Source organism: Pseudomonas sp. ARP3 (genome assembly GCF_001029595.1).
Taxonomy (GTDB): Bacteria; Pseudomonadota; Gammaproteobacteria; order Pseudomonadales; family Pseudomonadaceae; genus Aquipseudomonas; species Aquipseudomonas rhodesiae.
Window position 1 is genome coordinate 129914 of record NZ_LEKF01000015.1, and the last position, 17105, is coordinate 147018.

Annotated in this window: 14 protein-coding genes and 1 pseudogene; 6 read left to right on the forward strand and 9 right to left on the reverse strand. The window is 59.8% G+C overall.

The genetic code is table 11. The features are described from left to right. Nucleotides 1-43 precede the first annotated feature (43 nt). Genes ABX75_RS17860 through tssA form a run of 8 tightly spaced genes read right to left on the reverse strand, consistent with a single transcriptional unit; the run spans nucleotide 44 to nucleotide 10885 of the window. Nucleotides 44-1579, reverse strand: a complete 1536-nt coding sequence (locus tag ABX75_RS17860; protein WP_047882376.1) for a sigma-54-dependent Fis family transcriptional regulator — start codon at nucleotides 1577-1579, stop codon at nucleotides 44-46. Next, entirely contained in the window at nucleotides 1576-4143 is a 2568-nt protein-coding gene (tssH, locus tag ABX75_RS17865) for a type VI secretion system ATPase TssH (RefSeq protein WP_047882377.1), read from the reverse strand. Before tssH ends, ABX75_RS17860 begins: the two co-directional genes overlap by 4 nt. 13 nt (nucleotides 4144-4156) lie before the next feature. After that, a complete protein-coding gene (gene tssG / locus ABX75_RS17870; RefSeq protein ID WP_034098300.1) occupies nucleotides 4157-5158 on the reverse strand; it encodes a type VI secretion system baseplate subunit TssG in 1002 nt (333 codons plus the stop codon). Next, the gene (tssF, locus tag ABX75_RS17875) at nucleotides 5122-6897 is read right to left on the reverse strand and encodes a type VI secretion system baseplate subunit TssF (protein ID WP_047882378.1); all 1776 of its coding nucleotides are present in this window, start codon (nucleotides 6895-6897) and stop codon (nucleotides 5122-5124) included. The genes tssG and tssF overlap by 37 nt, the downstream gene beginning before the upstream one ends. Next, a complete protein-coding gene (gene tssE, locus ABX75_RS17880; protein ID WP_034098303.1) occupies nucleotides 6887-7288 on the reverse strand; it encodes a type VI secretion system baseplate subunit TssE in 402 nt (133 codons plus the stop codon). Before tssE ends, tssF begins: the two co-directional genes overlap by 11 nt. Nucleotides 7289-7302: 14 nt before the next feature. Beyond that, nucleotides 7303-8778 (reverse strand): type VI secretion system contractile sheath large subunit, encoded by a 1476-nt coding sequence (gene tssC, locus ABX75_RS17885; protein ID WP_047882379.1) that lies wholly within the window; start codon nucleotides 8776-8778, stop codon nucleotides 7303-7305. Nucleotides 8779-8806: 28 nt separating this feature from the next. After that, entirely contained in the window at nucleotides 8807-9304 is a 498-nt protein-coding gene (tssB, locus tag ABX75_RS17890; protein ID WP_034098307.1) for a type VI secretion system contractile sheath small subunit, read from the reverse strand. Nucleotides 9305-9337: 33 nt separating this feature from the next. Continuing rightward, nucleotides 9338-10885 (reverse strand): type VI secretion system protein TssA, encoded by a 1548-nt coding sequence (tssA, locus tag ABX75_RS17895; protein ID WP_047882380.1) that lies wholly within the window; start codon nucleotides 10883-10885, stop codon nucleotides 9338-9340. A gap of 480 nt (nucleotides 10886-11365) precedes the next feature. Here tssA and ABX75_RS17900 point away from each other — a divergent pair, with 480 nt between their 5' ends. After that, on the forward strand, nucleotides 11366-11881 hold the full coding sequence (locus ABX75_RS17900) for an Hcp family type VI secretion system effector (protein WP_017527976.1): 516 nt from the start codon (nucleotides 11366-11368) through the stop codon (nucleotides 11879-11881). A gap of 49 nt (nucleotides 11882-11930) precedes the next feature. Here the strand turns inward: ABX75_RS17900 and ABX75_RS17905 are convergent, their stop codons facing one another. Continuing rightward, nucleotides 11931-12752, reverse strand: a complete 822-nt coding sequence (locus ABX75_RS17905; RefSeq protein ID WP_047882381.1) for an aldo/keto reductase — start codon at nucleotides 12750-12752, stop codon at nucleotides 11931-11933. A 106-nt stretch (nucleotides 12753-12858) separates the two neighbouring features. On the opposite strand from ABX75_RS17905, the gene ABX75_RS17910 reads away from it, so the two are divergent. The 5 genes and pseudogenes from ABX75_RS17910 to ABX75_RS17930 all read left to right on the forward strand — a co-directional run. Next, nucleotides 12859-13350, forward strand: a complete 492-nt coding sequence (locus ABX75_RS17910; RefSeq protein WP_034113949.1) for a DUF1543 domain-containing protein — start codon at nucleotides 12859-12861, stop codon at nucleotides 13348-13350. A 129-nt stretch (nucleotides 13351-13479) separates the two neighbouring features. Continuing rightward, nucleotides 13480-13761 (forward strand): peptidylprolyl isomerase, encoded by a 282-nt coding sequence (locus tag ABX75_RS17915; RefSeq protein WP_010210937.1) that lies wholly within the window; start codon nucleotides 13480-13482, stop codon nucleotides 13759-13761. A 129-nt stretch (nucleotides 13762-13890) separates the two neighbouring features. Then, nucleotides 13891-15753, forward strand: a complete 1863-nt coding sequence (locus ABX75_RS17920; protein WP_034098313.1) for an extracellular solute-binding protein — start codon at nucleotides 13891-13893, stop codon at nucleotides 15751-15753. Continuing rightward, on the forward strand, nucleotides 15753-16814 hold the full coding sequence (locus ABX75_RS17925; protein ID WP_034113955.1) for a microcin C ABC transporter permease YejB: 1062 nt from the start codon (nucleotides 15753-15755) through the stop codon (nucleotides 16812-16814). The genes ABX75_RS17920 and ABX75_RS17925 overlap by 1 nt, the downstream gene beginning before the upstream one ends. Then, a pseudogene (locus ABX75_RS17930) lies at nucleotides 16814-17105 on the forward strand (ABC transporter permease); the annotation flags it as partial. The gene ABX75_RS17925 and the pseudogene ABX75_RS17930, both read left to right, overlap by 1 nt.

Below are 17105 nucleotides of genomic sequence, written 5' to 3' on the forward strand. Positions count from 1 at the left end.
GGAAAATTCAGGTACGCGGTCGGACAACACATTCTTGATCGGCTCATTCAGCACTCCCCGCCACATCGCCACAGGGAATGTTCAGACGCGCAAGTCGATACAGCAGCGTGCGACGTGCCACGCCCAGCTCACGGGCGGTACGGGTCCGGTTACCACGGTTCTTGTGCAGGCAATCGAGCAGAAATACCCGCTCAACCCGCTCCAGGCGCTGGCGTAACGTCGCATCGACACAGGGCACTACCGGCTTCGGCTCCAGGCACAAGTGCGCCGGCAGGATCAGGTTCTCGTCACACAGCAATACCGCGCGTTCGACTCGGCATTTGAGTTCGCGAACATTGCCGGGGAACGGATGACCGGACAGTTGATCGAGCGCCGCACTCGACCATTGCACCGTTGACCGACCCAATGCGACACAGGCCTTTTCGGCGAAATGCCGCGCCAACAGCAATACATCGCCATCTCGCTCGCGCAAGGGCGGCAGCTCGATGGGGAATTGCGCCAACCGGTAATAAAGATCCTCGCGAAATGCCCCCTCGGCCACCATGGCCGTCAGGTCGCGGTGGGTCGCGGCAATGATGCGCACATCCACCCGATGAGCCGCGCTGGCGCCAAGCGGACGGATTTCACCTTCTTGCAAAACCCGTAATAGCTTGGCCTGCAGCGACAACGGCATGTCGCCTATTTCATCCAAAAGCAAGGTGCCGCCATCGGCGGTATCGAACAAACCGATGTGGTTGCGCTCGGCGCCGGTGAAGGCGCCTTTGCGGTAACCGAACAGCTCACTTTCCAGCAAGCCTTCAGGAAAGGCGGCACAGTTCTGCACCACGAACGCCTTACCGTTGCGTGGGCCGGCGCTATGGATGGCGCGCGCCACCACTTCTTTGCCGGTGCCGGTCTCGCCGCTTAGCAGCACGGTGTAGGGAGCCTGCAAAACCTTATCGATCAAACGACAGGTATCGGCCATCGCTTTGCTGGTGCCGATCAGGCCGTGAGTGCTTTGGGGGGCTCGCGCGCTGACCTGGTTCGCCGCGCGGCTGTGGGCAGGACGCACGCGGCGCAGTAAACCCAATTGCGTCAACGCAAAGCTGCCCAATTGCCCCAATGACCGGGCATAGTCCTGCAAGGGTCTGGGGCGCAGGCTGGCGCACAACAGCAAGCCTGCGAGGCTTTCACGCCGACCGAACAGCGGTATACATGACAACGACTGCCACGGCGTCGCCATCGCCGGTAAGAAGCCGCTCTCGTAAACGCTACCACTCAGGTCATCCAGGTTCAGAGGGCTGGCTTGCTTGAGGACATACTGCAACAGCGGCTGATGCTGAACGTCGTCGCCGCATAGCCGTCCGCCTGGCGGCAAGGTACCCGCTAAGTGCTGGGCAATCAGCTCAAGCCGACCCGTCGTCTCGTCGTACTTATACAACTGGCTCAGTTCGCACTGGCTAAGCTGCGCCGTCGCCGCGGCACACAGCTCGGGCAAGCTCGCCTCGTCACTGTCGGTGCCCAGGCGCGTGAACCAGCCCAACAATGCTTCGGCATAAGCCAGGGGATGGGGCAGTTGGCTAAAGAGATTGTCCGTCATTGGCTGAACTCGCAGATCGGTTGTCCACGGTGGTCAAGATCGGCGTGGGCGCGCGACAGCGATTCACCGACGGCCATCGCCTCCAGCAGACGGTTGACCATTTGTGGCATCAAATGGGTCTCGATCCATTGGTCGATATAGCGCGCGCCACTGTCGCTATGGCTGCAACGGTCAGCCATATGCGCGACCAGTTCCGCTGTATAGCTGAACGCCAGCCGGCGTGCTTCCAACCGCCGCCCGAGGCACTCCAGCTTGGCCCTGGCCAACTGCTGCAACACATCGCCCGCGATCGGGTAATAGGGCAATACGCGCATGCGCGCCAATAGCGCGGGTTTGAAATAGTCACGCAACAGCGGATAGATCGCTGCGTGCAGCGCCTGCGCATCCGGCCGCTGGGCGCCGCAACACAGATCAGTAATGCAATCGCTGCCCAGGTTGGACGTCATCAGGATCAGCGTATTGCGAAAGTCGATTTCCCGACCTTCGCCATCGTTGGCCAGGCCCTTGTCGAAGATCTGATAAAACAGGTTCAGCACCTCCGGGTCGGCCTTTTCCACTTCATCCAGCAGTACGACCGAATACGGTCGTTGACGCACCGCCTCCGTCAACACGCCGCCCTCGCCGTAACCGACATAACCGGGCGGCGCCCCAATCAGCCGAGATAGCGCATGTTTCTCCTGGTACTCGGACATGTTCAAGGTCGTGACAAAGCGCTCACCGCCGTAGAGCAAGTCGCCCAGGGCCAGGGCCGTTTCGGTCTTGCCTACGCCGCTGGGTCCCACCAGCAGAAACACACCGACCGGCGCGTCGGGCTTATTGAGGCCAGCGGCGACCGCTCTTAGATTACGATCCAGTGCCTGCACGGCAGGCTCCTGACCGAGGATGCGTGCACGCATTGCCTGGGCAAACCCAGTGACCGCATCACTGTGCTCAAACGCCAGGCGTTCGACCGGAATCCCCGTCCACGCGCTGATCACCTCGGCCACCAGGCGTGGGCAAACCTCAAGATGAACCAATGGCTGCGGGCCTTGCAGTGCAGACAATGCCCGTCTCTGTTCGCCAAGTGCCTGCTCCAGGGCGTCGACGCCCTGCCCTCCACGGCGAGCGTCCTCCAGTTGCCGGCGCAGAGTCAGTGCCTGTTCCGCGCACGCGCGCTGTTCGAGCCAACGCTGCTCCAATGAGTGCCGCTCGCTCTCTACTGCCGCCAAGCGAAGATCCAGCGCGTGCAAAGCCTGCGTATCCACCGGCACCCCGGCATCCCTGTCGCGAATCCATGCCAGGCGTTGTCGGGCGCCTTCGGCCAGATCCGCCTCCAGACGCTGCAACGCCTCAGGCGCGCAAACCCGGCTGATCCGCGCACGCGCGCAAGCGGTATCCAGCACATCCACCGCTTTATCGGGTAGCTGTCGACCCGCCAGGTAACGGGCACTCAAGTGTGCCGCCGCCACGACGGCGTCGTCACGCACGTAGACCCCATGGCTGGTTTCGTGCACCGGCACTAGCCCACGCAGGATCGAAACCGCCTGTTCGACGCTGGGCTCACCGACATGGATGGGCTGGAAGCGCCGCGCCAGGGCCGGGTCTTTCTCGAAGTGACGCTTGTATTCGGACCAGGTGGTCGCGGCAATGGTGCGTAGCTCACCGCGCGCCAACGCCGGCTTGAGCAGGTTGGCGGCATCGGCGCCACCTGCCGGGCCTCCCGCTCCCACCAGGGTATGGGCTTCATCGATAAACAGAATAATCGGGCGTGGGGATGCGTTGACCTCGTCGATCACCCCCTTGAGGCGCCGCTCGAATTCACCTTTGATGCTGGCCCCGGCTTGCAGCATGCCCATGTCCAGCGTCAGCACGCGCACATCCTTCAACAGTTCCGGCACTTGGCCGCCGACAACGCGCAGGGCTAGTCCTTCGACAATTGCGGTCTTGCCCACTCCGGCTTCGCCGACCAGTAGCGGATTGTTCTTACGTCGGCGCACAAGGATGTCGATCAAGCGGCGAAGCTCATCATCCCGACACAGCACCGGGTCGATGCGCCCGGATTGCGCCTGGCGTGTCAGATCGTGGGTAAACCGTGCCAGGCAGGACTCGTCAGCCAATGCAGGCGGGGTTTCAACGGCGCGACTCGACACGAACTCAAGCACGCGCTGCGTATCCACACGGCTCAACAGTTCTTGGTAAGCACAGCCGGCATGCTGCTGCGGATGCTGCAGCAGCGCCAATAGCAGCGCGGCGTGGTCCACCTCGGTTTGACGCAATTGCAAGTGGGCAACGAGCGATGCCTGCTGCAACCATCGCACCAGCGCCTGGGCGAATACCGGATTACGTGACGCGTTTGCCTGCGCTTTTGGTTGCAAGATGGCTTGCAGCTCGCCGACCTCGACACCCGCGTCGGCCAATGCCCGTGCCAGAAGGCAATCGCTTTGCTCCAACCAGGCCAATAGGTAGTCCTCTACCAAGACCTCATGGCCACCCCGTGTGACGCATCGCTCGGCGGACCGCTCCAGATCTCGCCGTGCCTGTGGGGTCAATGTGCGGATAAGTTGTTGCAGGTCTACATTCATCATCTTTGCTGATCCCCTAATGTGCGTCGCTGGCCACGATGAGCACACCGTCAGCACAGTCGTGCGCGAGCCAGCTGGTCCATCCCAGCCGGCAGACGTTGTGTTCGCCGATGTGCAGCGGCCTGATCTCTTCTTTCGCAAGCACCAGGCGCAAGTCGTATTCCAGCGGATCGCGCGCAGTCAGCCGTATCAACGAGCACAGCTGCGGGTAATCCGCGCCAGTGGGTAAAAACCCGTGAAAGCGCTGCCAGCCCAGGTCGTGCACATGCACCCTGAATTTGCCGCCACGGTCGGCGACACGACTGCCCAGCACGTTGTCCTGGCCCAGCACACTGTTGGCGACGCCTAGCTGGTTTGTCTGGCACTGAGCGATCGCCACCGAGCGCTCAACCCATTGCTCGATCCACAAGCGGCTGTGCTTGAAGTAGTAACGCAGCACCGTTTCGATCAAGGCCGCCGAATGGGCTCGCAAGCCAAGCAGCCCCAGGTAAGGCAACAGCCGCTTGCAGTCCAGTTGGGCGGCAGCGCGAATCGGCTGGCCCCTCAAACCGATCAACGCAAACATCTGCTCGGAAAAGGCGTCGCGTGCCCCTGTCTCGAAACAGGTGCGGTAACGATATTTACGCCAGATTCCCAACATCAGACGCTGCAATCGATGGTGAAACAGGTCCAGAAAATCGCGGGTTGCATCAGCCCCTTCGGCGCATGCCTGTTCCGCGTAAAACGCAGGCAACGGCGATCCCGCGCCACATAGGCCCAACACGTTGAGGCGAAGACGGGCGCGCAATTGACCCTGCTCAACAAAAAACTCCAAGCGATCAATATCGTGAGCGGGAAACCCCAACCCTGGATTGGCCTGAAACTCCAAGCGCTCATACAACGCGTCGTCATCCAGCAGCGGGTGCACATCGCGCAACTGCTCGATCACCCGAGCGATCGCCTGGAACAGCGAGTACTCACGGATGACTCGGCTCAGTTGCTTTAAAGCAGGGGCTGTTGGCCCATCCGGATTGGCCATTGGTACACGTCTCCTTGTGTGCTGATGACTCGTAGTTCGTGGTAAGCATTGAGGCTGGCGTACAGCGTGAAGAACTCATTGAGTACCGACGCGAACATAAAAATCTCGCCTGGCCCCAAAAAGCCCTGGGCGTCGACGGTCAAGTCGATTCGCACGCCGCGAAACGGCATGCCGCGATGCAATCGGTCGACCCCCGTGTGCTGGATGGAGCGCAATGCGTCCAGCTTTCTCTGACTGATTTTTTGCGCCTGCCGATCGTGGTAACGCGGCAGGTCGTAGGTTTGCAGGACGACCTTCAGCGCACTGATGTCGCTCAACGACAGGTAGTTGAGCGACATGTTGCTGATCAACCGCCAAAGAAAGTCCTGATCCAGCGGCGGCGCAAAACTCTCGGTCGGCGCGCAGATATTGCGAAACGACAGGCCTTCGGGAGTTTGTTCGCAGGGCTGGTTGATTGCCCCCGCCTTGAGTGACCGAGGTACGTTGTGATTGGTGCACGTTAGCTCGACCGAGAGGGTTTCCTGGCTTTGCCCCACGCCATTGCCAAACCCCAGCCAGGTATCGAGACCGCCGTGATGTGCGGAGGCGCGTTGGCGAATGCTGTAGCAGGGTGAGCCCTCGTTGGCGTCGTGCTCGAAGGATTCAAACGGCACGTATGCCTGATACCCCAACCCTCCGGGGCGCCACCCGGTCACCCGATCAACGGAAAACACGTCGGCATTGCCCCGCTTGTATTCTCCAGGGATCAGCAAGTATTCATCCTGTTTGCCATCCAGGCGGATCGGAACCGCGTCATGTTCAAACAGGTTGACGATGGGCGTGCAGTACAGCTTCACGTTATCCAGCGTAGGCTGCTGGAGTTGCGGGCAACGACCGCTCAGCTCAAAACGCAGCGTCACACCGCACGTTTGCTGGAGGGCTGCGGTCGGCAACGTCTGCAGTACATCCAGCCCAACCAAATCGACAAACAGATACTTTTCAGGAAAGGCGAAATACTCCTGCAGGTGACGGTATCCGCGAAAGGTATTGGGCGGATAAGGGATCAGCGCATGCTCTTCAGCGAACCCTACGGGTTGTACGCTTTGCGCGCTAATTCGCAGCGACAGATCCTGGCCATTGCCGACATCGATTCCAACGCCGTCGCGACCGAACGGCCGTAACTCGATGCCGTCCAAATGACGCAGCAACCCCAAATACAGGCCTTGACTGACATACCGGTCCCCGGCCAGATGCAGGCGCAGTCGGTCAAATACGCACGCGCTGAAATTCCCCTCGGCGCTCATGTCCAAGCGCAAGCTCAACACTGCCCGCTCGCCGTTAACGCTGTACTCCAGGGCGCTCAGTTGAAACGGCAGAACCTGAGTGGCGTAACAAGTTCGGAAGCGGCAGCGCTCACCGTCGACCGGTTCGCTCTCCACAGGTGTATCCCGTGCAACGGTCACGCCGGGGCCGGCATGTCGCAGCGGGTCGAATTGGAGGATGCTGAACGCCGGCAGCGGTCGCATATAGTTGGGCCACAGCAAGTGCATCAGCGAATGCGTCAGCTCGGGTAACTCGTCATCCAACTTCTGGCGCAGGCGACCGGTGAGGAAAGCAAAACCCTCCAGCAAACGCTCCACGTCCGGGTCCTTGCCGGTCTCTCCCAGAAATGGCGCAAGCGCCGGGTTGCGATCGGAAAAACGCCGGCCTAACTGACGTAGCGCGCTGAGTTCGCTCTGGTAATAGCGGTTAGCGGACATCGGCATAGACCTCACTACGACCGGCGTCGCCAAGCCGCGCAGTGAAGGTGACGGGCCTCGTGACACCGTCAACACTCAGCGTGGCTTCAATGGAAAAGGCCAGGGCCAATGGGTCGTGATCACGGGGCAAGGCGCGCACCAGGACATTCTGCAAGCGCGGCTCGTAGGCCCGGATAAAGCGCTCGATCAGTAGTCGCGACCGGCTCAGGGTTTCGTGCAGGCTCTGGTTCATATCGTTGAGGTCAGGCAAGCCGTAATCCGGCAGCGTTTGGACACTGCCGGCGCGGATGCTGAGCATCTTGCCCAGATGGGCCGCGACAGAACTCGCACAGCATTTTGAGTGAGGTGCGGAGCGATCAAGACGCTCGAAAAGGCGTTGGTTGCGCATCATCCCTGGCCCCCGATTCATTCTTTATCGAGCTTGCCGACCAGGGATAAGGTGAAGTCCGCGCCCATGTATTTGAAGTGCGGTCGCACGCTCAGATTGACCCGGTACCAGCCGGGCTCGCCTTCAACGTCACTGACAACGATACGGGCCGCGCGCAACGGCCGCCGGCCACGCACTTCGGCACTAGGGTTTTCCTGGTCTGCGACGTACTGGCGAATCCACTTGTTGAGCTCCAGCTCCAGGTCGGTGCGCTCCTTCCACGAGCCCAACTGCTCGCGTTGCAGGACCTTTAAGTAATGAGCCAGGCGGTTGACCACCATCATGTAGGGCAACTGAGTGCCGAGACGGTAATTCAGCTCGGCTTGCTTGCCCTCGGCACTGATGCCGAAGTGCTTGGGCTTCTGCACGGAACTGGCGGAAAAGAACGCGGCGTTGTCGCTGCCCTTGCGCATCGTCAGAGCAATAAAGCCCTCTTGCGCCAGCTCATATTCTCGACGGTCGGACACCAGTACTTCGGTGGGGATCTTGGTCTCGATTTCGCCCATGCTGTGGAAGTGATGCAACGGCAGATCCTCCACCGCGCCGCCGCTTTGTGGGCCAATGATATTGGGGCACCAACGGAACCGCGCAAAGCTGTCGGTCAGGCGCGTGGCAAACGCATAGGCGGTATTGCCCCACAGGTAGTGCTCGTGGCGGTTCACCACATTTTCCCGATAAGCAAAGGTCTTGACCGGGCATTCGAGGGGATCGTAAGGCGTACGCAGCAAGAAACGCGGGACGGTGAGCCCGATATAACGGGAATCCTCGCTCTCGCGAAAGCTCTGCCATTTGGCGAACTGCGGGCCTTCGAAATGATCCTTAAGATCCTTCAGGTCAGGCAGGCCGGTGAAGCTCTCAAGGCCGAAGAACCCCGGCCCGGCCGCGGCGATAAACGGCGCATGGGCCATGCAGGCCACACTGGACGCGTATTGCATCAGTTTCACATCGGGAGCGCTGGGCGCCAGGAAGTAATTGGCGATTATCGCGCCCACCGGCTGACCACCGAACTGACCGTATTCCGCGCTGTAGATATGCTTGTAGAGCCCGGATTGCGTCACCTCCGGCGAATCTTCGAAGTCGTCCAGCAGGTCTTGGCGCGAAACGTTCAACAGTTCGATTTTGATGTTTTCGCGGAAATTGGTGCGGTCGACCAACAGTTGCAAGCCCCTCCACGCGGATTCCAGTGCCTGGAATTGCGGATGGTGCAGAATCTCGTCCATTTGCAAGCTGAGCTTTGTGTCGATCTCGGCAATCATTCGATCGACCAAATGCTTCTTGACCGGTTCGCCACTGTTCTGGGGTTTGATCAGCTCTTCGATAAAAGCCGATACCCCGCGCTTGGCGATGGCGTAGGCTTCGTCGTCGGCGCTGAGTAATGTTTGGGCAATGATGTTGTCGAGGATGCTGTGTTCTTCGGTGGCGTTGACCGAGGTCTGTATCGGTTGGCTGTTCATGGTGTCAGTGTCCTTTTACTGAAAAGTGTCAGGCGGGTTGGCTGCTCAAGGCCAGTTCCGCCAATACCCGTGCGCGGGACTCGTCATCGGCCAGCGCCTGTTCGATGGCTTTACGAAAGCTCGGCGTGTTGCCCAGAGGCCCCTTGAGCGCCACCAATGCCTCACGTAGAGCCATGAGCTTCTGCAACTCCGGAATCTGCTCCACCAGATGGGCGGGGTTGAAATCCTTCATCGAATGGATGCGCACCTGAATCCCCAGCTCCTCGACATCGGCGTCGTCCTGAAGACGATTAGGGACGTTCAGCGCCAGGCTCAGCGCCTGGTTGGCCAAGACTTCGTCAAGGCTGTTTTTGTCGATCGCGATAGGCTTGCGATCTTCGAGCTTGCGCGCGTCTTCGCGCTGGGTGAAATCTCCCAGCACCAGCAGTTTCAACGGCAGTTCGACTTCTTCCTGGGCAGCGCCGATGGCAGGTTTGAAGGTGATGTTGATGCGTTCCTTGGGTGCAACCGAACCTTCTTTGGCCATGGTGTTTCTCCTTTTTTCGAGTGGCTCGAAAGCCTATTCAAGTACCGCTTCGAGATCGAAGAGGCACAGCCTGCGGTGGGTGTCTTCCTTGCGCTCGCGTACGGCATGGCTCTGTGGCAACAGGTCACAGCAGCGGTGCAACAGCTGCGTGACGTGGACAGCGAGCTCCGGCTCCCAGCGCTCCAGCCCCGTGCGTTGCAACTCGAGGTCCAGATGGTCGAGCTGGATCTTCGCCAACTCATGTTTGCCCGCCTGCACACACAGCCGGGCCTGTGCCAGGCGCCAGTGAAAACGCTCGCGGTCGCTACGAGCCCCATGCAACCCCCGCTTGAGTTGATGCACGACGGCCTTGAGCCCGTCTTTGCGCAGCCTGGGCTGCAGGGCCTGCAAGGCGACTTCCCAAGGCGCCTCCTCGACGGCCTCGCACGGCGCCTCGGGTGGCCGCAGGTGACGTACAACCTGCGTGGCGATCCAGTCCCGTGTGCCCGCATCGGCAAATGGACTACCGTCGTGGAAACGAAACTCAGGCAGGTTCGGCAGGCGCTGCAGCAGCAGGGCAAAATTCACTTCCAGTTCGGTCATGGCCAGCTCGGCCTGCAGAGCTTCCAGGCATTGCCAGACCATGTGTAAGCCGTCGAACCAGAACATCGCGCCGGCCAGACTGGCCTCAAGCTCCAGCAGCAGATCGGCGTAATGGCCTTGGGCAAAGCGTTCGTGATGGCGTTTGAGCTTGTCCGGTGCTGGGCCGCGCAGCGCGGTGATGCGCTCACTGTCCGCGTCCGGATAGCTGAGCAGGGAGAGCCACATCAGCGTGCGATTAAGGCGCAAGGCACGCAGGTCGGTAGCGTTCTGGCGCAACCACCAGGCGCATAGCGGACGGGCCTGCTCCTGCAATGCTCGCAGCCACTTGTGCGCATCCTTCTCACTCTCCAGCACCGGCTCGGGTTTGATCAGTTGTGTCGTGGCCTGCTTCACCTGGGCTATCGCGCCGGTCAATCCTATGGCCGGAGCTTGGCTCTGCGCGGCGCGCTCCAACTGCTGGGTCAATTGCCTGCAAATCGGCAATAGCAAAGGCGCGTCCTCTTTCAGATGACGGCTCAACAGCTCATCCAGGCCCTCCAGTTCCTCAACGACCGCACGAAAAAGCGGCTGTTGGTCTTGGACGGCCAAGTGGCGCGCGAGCAATGTCTCCAGGCGCGATACCAACCACTGAAACGCAGCGGCACGGGTGCGCGTTTTTCGGGGATACACCTCCGACCAATGGCCCTCACAGAGAAGACGCAATAATTTCAATCCGGCCAGCAGCCCAGGAAAGGACTCACGCTGATGCAGCGCCCAGGTCAACCAGACAGCCACGCGAAGATCCTTGGATTGTTCCCTTAGCAGAACCTCGGCGGTTGCCACGACTTTCTGCCAGTCCGGCTGGCACGCACCATATATGGACTGGGCCTTGGCCAGTTCGAATTCGAGGGTTTCATACTCAGTTGAAAACCGCACATCGCCGCCCGCAAAATTCGACTGCGAGCAGGGAGTTTGCGCAATCTCCAAATAATAAGCACAAAACTTTCCTGAATAGACCATTTAGGACCATACGCAACTAAGCATTAGATTCAAGACAAGACAATAACAACTAGACCGACTTATCAACTTGCCATCCTGGCTTCGCCTTAACTTCCACGAAGTTTGCAAACCTTAGTCATGCCAAGACCATTGAGCAAGCAGCCACCCAACACTTAAGTCATTTCCTACAAACCTCTGAATTAGGGGCCTGCGCAGTTTTTTGCGCAGTTGAATACTTACATCCTGTACAGCCAGACCGTGGAAACCTAGATAATTAAAGGAAGATAATAGCGAGCAATTAATTGCACACTTATGCGCACATATTCTCCAACTTACCTGCATTTCAACGCGGGTTTTTAGATAAACACAGACGAACATTCGGCGCAGAGCGCGGCCCTATTGGCCATCACAGTTTCCGGCACGTTTTTTGTTATAGGCATTTGACCAACCGGCAGCATTGCGGGTTGGAACTACCTCTATAACCAGGCAAGGAAACCCGTCATGCCAACACCCGCGTATCTTTCTATCACCGGTGTCAAACAAGGTTTGATTACGGCAGGCACGTTCACTCAGGACTCGGTAGGCAATATTTATCAGGAAGGCCACGAAGACCAGATCCTGGTACAAGCCTTCTCCCATCAGGTCATCATTCCCAGGGACCCGCAATCCGGCCAGCCGACCGGTCAGCGCGTGCATAAACCGCTGATGATCAGCAAGGTCTTCGATAAATCTTCGCCGCTGCTGTTCAGCGCGTTGACCAGCGGCGAAGAGGTCAAGTGTCGATTGGAATGGTTCCGTACCTCTTCGGCCGGGACCCAGGAGCACTACTTCACCATTGAACTGGAGGGCGCGACCCTGGTGGATATCCAATCACGCATGCCCAACTGCCAGGACCCGGACAATGCGCATTTCACCCATCTGGAAGACGTGTATTTCACCTATCGCAAGATCGTGTGGACCCACGAGGTGTCCGGCACGTCGGGGTCCGATGACTGGCGCAGCCCGGTAGCGGGTTAAACCGAACCGCAGAAACGGCGGCCATGGACGGCGCCGTTTCTGTCGTCAGCTAGACCATCGCCAACGGATGCTTGCGTTTGGGCGCGCCAAATACACGGTCGATGGCGTCGAGGTCGTGCTCATCGAGCACCAGCGCGGCAGCGGCAGCATTGAGCCGCACATGCTCGAGCGTCACCGCCTTGGGAATGGCGATCACGCCGTCCTGGCGCAGTACCCAGGCCAAGGCCACCTGGGCAGGAGCTACCTCGTGACGCAGGGCGATCTGCTTGAGCGTCGGACTCGACAGCAGTGCTCCGCCCTGGGCGATGGGACAGTAGGCCATGAGCGGCAGATGATGTTGCTGCCACCAAGGCAGCAAATCGAATTCGATGCCCCGTTCCTCGATGTTATAGAGCACCTGATTCGTGGCACACGCCGGGGCTGCCAGTTCCTGCAGGTCCGCCACATCGAAGTTGGACACGCCCCAACGGCCAATCTTGCCGGCTTCGCGCAGGCGTTCGAAGGCTTCTACGGTTTCTTCAAGGGGGTACTGGCCGCGCCAGTGCAACAGATACAGATCGATGTAGTCAGTGCCCAACCGTTGGAGACTCGCTTCACAGGCACGGGGCATGCCCTTTTGGCTGGCATTATGCGGATAGACCTTGCTCACCAGAAACACTTGATCGCGCCGGCCGCGAATGGCCTCGCCGACCACCGTTTCGGCGCCGCCCTCACCATACATTTCGGCGGTATCGATCAGGGTCATGCCCTCGTCGATCCCCAACTGCAATGCCGCGATTTCAGCGCGGCGATGGTTCGGGTCTTCGCCCATGCGCCAGGTGCCCTGGCCGATGACGGGAACGGGAACGCCCGCCAGATCGATACTGCGCATGACAACCTCCTGATGAGTTCTTGGGTTAACCGTGTGGCATTGACCGGACAAAAGGGTTCAATCGAAGTATGGTTGGGCCCTGCCCAATCGCCAGGAAGGATCTGCAATGCTGTTTGTCGTGATGCTCGGGGGCAAACACCCTCGCGCCAGGATCGAAGTTCATGATGTGGTATTCGCCGCGGCCGATACGCTGCAAGGCACTTACCCGCAACTGCGCGAGGCGTGGTTCGGCAGCGCCAAGGGCGTGCATATCGATTCGTGGATGGCGGTCGACGGCGTCGACGGTTGGAAAGTCGAACTCAGCCACCTGGCACCCCACGCTGACGCCCATCGCCTGTATTTCATCAACCTCGGCGGTTACGAAGCCGAGAGTTTCGGCGAGGCCCACCATTATCTGCTGGTGGTTGCCCGCAACAAACACGAAGCTAAAAGCCAAGGCAAGCAACAGATGCGCCGGCACTGGTCCCAGGCGCATACCGACGCTGTGCTGGACGTAGATGACTGCCTGCCCATCGACCTGGTGGATGGCCGCTACGTGCATCTGGTCCAGGGTGAGCACCTTCCGATCGTCAAGCGCAACGATTACATCGTTCTATAGTGAAACATCAGCCTGCCTGCGAAAGGCATGGCCCGCCGCCGTACCGCTCAGGCAATCCCCGGGAACTTTGCCGGGAAATAACCGCCTGAATCCGGTACGCTCACCCTTTTCATTCAAGGAGTTACTCTCATGGCCAAAGCCACCGCCCGCCACATCCTCGTGTCTACCGAAGACAAGTGCAACGAACTCAAGGCCCAAATCGAAGGCGGCGCTGACTTCGCAGAAATCGCCAAAGCCAACTCCAGCTGCCCTTCCAGCCGCGATGGCGGCAACCTGGGTTCGTTCGGTCCAGGCCAGATGGTTAAAGAATTCGACACCGTGGTATTCAGCGCTCCAGTCAACACCGTGCAAGGCCCGGTCAAGACTCAGTTCGGCTACCACCTGCTGGAAGTTACCAGCCGTCAGGACTGATTTGTCCTGCACTGATGCGTGAAACAACGGCCCGCCATTCGGTGGGCCGTTGTGCATCTGATCACTGGCGACGCTGCCGCCGTTAGCGTACAAATCCCTATTCTTTTTATCCGGCGTTCAAGGCTGACAATGCGATTGGCTTTTTTCACACCCCTTATCAGTACTGCCCTGGCCTTTGTAATGGCGAGTACCGCCGTGATCGCGGCGCCACAAACGTACCTCACGGTGTACGGCGAACCGGCCAAGTACCCAGCCGGTTTCACCCATTTCGACTATGCCAACCCCAAAGCCCCCAAGGGCGGCAGCCTGCGGCGTTCGGCCATTGAGATCGGGCGCTTCGATCATGTGTTGCCGTATATCGATAAAGGCATCGGCGTGTCCCAGGTTGATGGCTGGCTCTACGCGCCGCTGGCCCAACGCTCACTGGACGAACCCTACACGGTGTACGGGCTGGTAGCCGAGAAGATGGAGCGCGCCGAGGATGGCCTGTCGCTGCGCTTTTACCTGAACCCCAAGGCGCGCTTCGCCGATGGTAAACCGATCACCGCCGAAGACGTACGCTACAGCTTCGATCTGTTGATGACCCAAGGCAGCCTGCGCTTTCGCACGCTGTTCGCCGACGTCAAACAGGTCGAAGTGGAAGGCGAACGCCAGGTACGCTTTGACTTCTCCAGCAATGAGAACCGTACCCTGCCCCTGGACATCGCCACCCTGCCGGTATTTCCGGAGCACTGGTGGAAGACCCGCGACTTTGCCAACGGCGGCGGCTACGAGGCGCCACTGGGCAGCGGCCCGTACAAAGTCAGCAAGATCGACTCGGGCAGCACCATCACCTTTACCCGCGACCCCGACTGGTGGGGCAAGGACCTGCCCGTCAGCCGTGGCCTCTACAACTTCGATCACCTGAGCCTGGAATACTTCGGCGACACCGAAGTGGCGCGCCAGGTATTGCGCGGTGGGGCCTACGACTTCAACCGCGAGTTTTCCGCCACCGGCTATTCCATCGGCTACAACGGCCCTGCCCTCGACGATGGCCGCCTGCAACGCGCGCATTTGGCCAAGGAAATGCCGCAACCGGCGCAAGGCTATGTGTTCAATGTGCAAAAGCCGATGTTCCAGGATCGCCGCGTGCGCCAGGCCCTAGCGATGCTGTGGGACTTCGAGTGGGCCAACCGGCAGATGATGCGCAACATGTACATCCGCCAGCAGAGCTTTTTCTCTAACAGCCCACTGGCCGCCACCCAACTGCCAAGCCAGGAAGAGCTGGCCATTCTGGAACCGCTGCGCGGGCAAATACCCGATGAGGTATTCACCCAAGTGTTCAAGGCGCCGGTCACCGATGGCAGCGGCATGATCCGCGACAAACAATTGCAGGCCCTGGCCCTGCTTGAGCAAGCCGGCTGGAAACCCGATGGCGACAAACTGGTGAACGCCCAGGGCGAGCCGCTGGAGTTCACCTTTCTGAACGCCCAGGCCGGTCTGGAACGCCTGCTGCTGCCCTACAAACGCAACCTGGCGCAGATCGGCATCACCCTCAATATCCGCCGCATCGATTCCTCCCAATATGTAAACCGCCTGATGAGCCGGGATTACGACATGATCGTCACCGGGTTCCCGGTCACCACTTCGCCGGGGATGGAGCTGTACAACTACTTCGGTTCCGCCGCCGCGTTCGATCCGGGGGCCAACAACTACATGGTGCTCAAAGACCCGGCCGTGGACAGCCTGATCAAGGGTCTGGTCAAGGCCAACACCCAGGCCGAGATGCTGACCTACGCCCATGCCCTGGACCGAGTGCTGCAATGGAACTACCTGTGGATCCCCAATTACTACCCGCCGGGTACGTCAGCGGCGTGGTGGAACCGCTTTGGCCGCCCTGCTATCGAGGCCAAGAACGACGAGGCCCTGGAAACCTGGTGGGAAATCAGCCCCACACCGCTGACGAATGAACAAATGAAAGCCGAGCTGAAAAAACGCGGGGAGGCCCGCTGATGTTTGCCTATATCGTGCGGCGCCTGCTGCTGATCATCCCCACCCTGGTGATTATCCTGCTGGTGAATTTCGTGATTGTGCAGGCCGCCCCCGGCGGCCCAGTCGAACAAGCCATTGCCCATCTGCAAGGGATTGGCGGCGGTGGTGTCGGCGGCTCGTCCGGCGAAGGCATGGGCAGCGGCTCCCGCGCCAGTCGCGGTCTGGACCCGAAGCTGATCAAGGACATCGAAAAGCAATACGGCTTCGATAAGCCCGCGCCGGAGCGTCTGTGGCTGATGCTCAAAAGCTATGCCCAGCTGGACTTCGGTAACAGCTTCTTCCGTGGCAAAACCGTGATCGACCTGATCCTTGAAAAAATGCCCGTGACCATTTCCCTCGGGCTCTGGGCCACTCTGATCACCTATCTGGTTTCGATCCCCCTGGGCATTCGCAAGGCTGTACGCCATGGCAGCAGCTTTGATGTATGGAGCAGCACCGCCATTGTGATCGGCTATGCCATGCCGGCGTTCCTGTTCGCGATGTTCCTGATCGTGGTGTTCGCCGGCGGCACTTCCCTGAACTGGTTCCCGGTGCGCGGCCTGGTGTCGGAGAATTTCGAAGAGTTGAGCACCGTGGGCAAGGTGGCCGATTATTTCTGGCACCTGGTGCTGCCGGTGACCTCTCTGGTGATCGGCGGGTTCGCCACCTTGACCATCCTGACCAAAAACTCATTCCTGAATGAAATCACGCGTCAGTACGTGGTCACCGCGCGCGCCAAGGGCTTGAGCGAGCGCCGCGTGCTGTACGGTCATGTATTTCGCAACGCCATGTTGCTGGTGATCTCGGGGATTCCCCAGGCGTTCATCAGTGTGTTCTTTGCCGGCTCGCTGCTGATCGAAGTGATCTTCTCCCTCGACGGCCTGGGGCGCATGAGCTACGAAGCCGCCGTCTCTCGGGACTACCCGGTGGTGTTCGGCTCGCTGTTTATCTTCACCTTGTTCGGGCTGCTGATAAAACTGATCGGCGACCTCTGCTACACCCTGGTGGATCCGCGTATCGACTTCGCCGCGAGGAACGCCTGATGCTCAATCTGTCTCCGGTGGCCCGCCGACGTTTCGAGCGGTTCAAGAAAAACCGTCGCGGCTGGTGGTCGCTGTGGCTGTTTATCGGCCTGTTTATCCTGACCCTGGGCGGCGAGTTGATCGCCAACGACAAACCCTGGGTGCTGAGCTACAAGAACGAGCTGTATTTCCCGGTGTTCAAGCGCTACACCGAGCAACAGTTCGGCGGGCAGTTGCCGTTCCAGGCCGACTACCGCAGCGATTACGTACAAAAGCTGATCCAGCAGGACGGCGGCTGGATGTTGTTCCCGC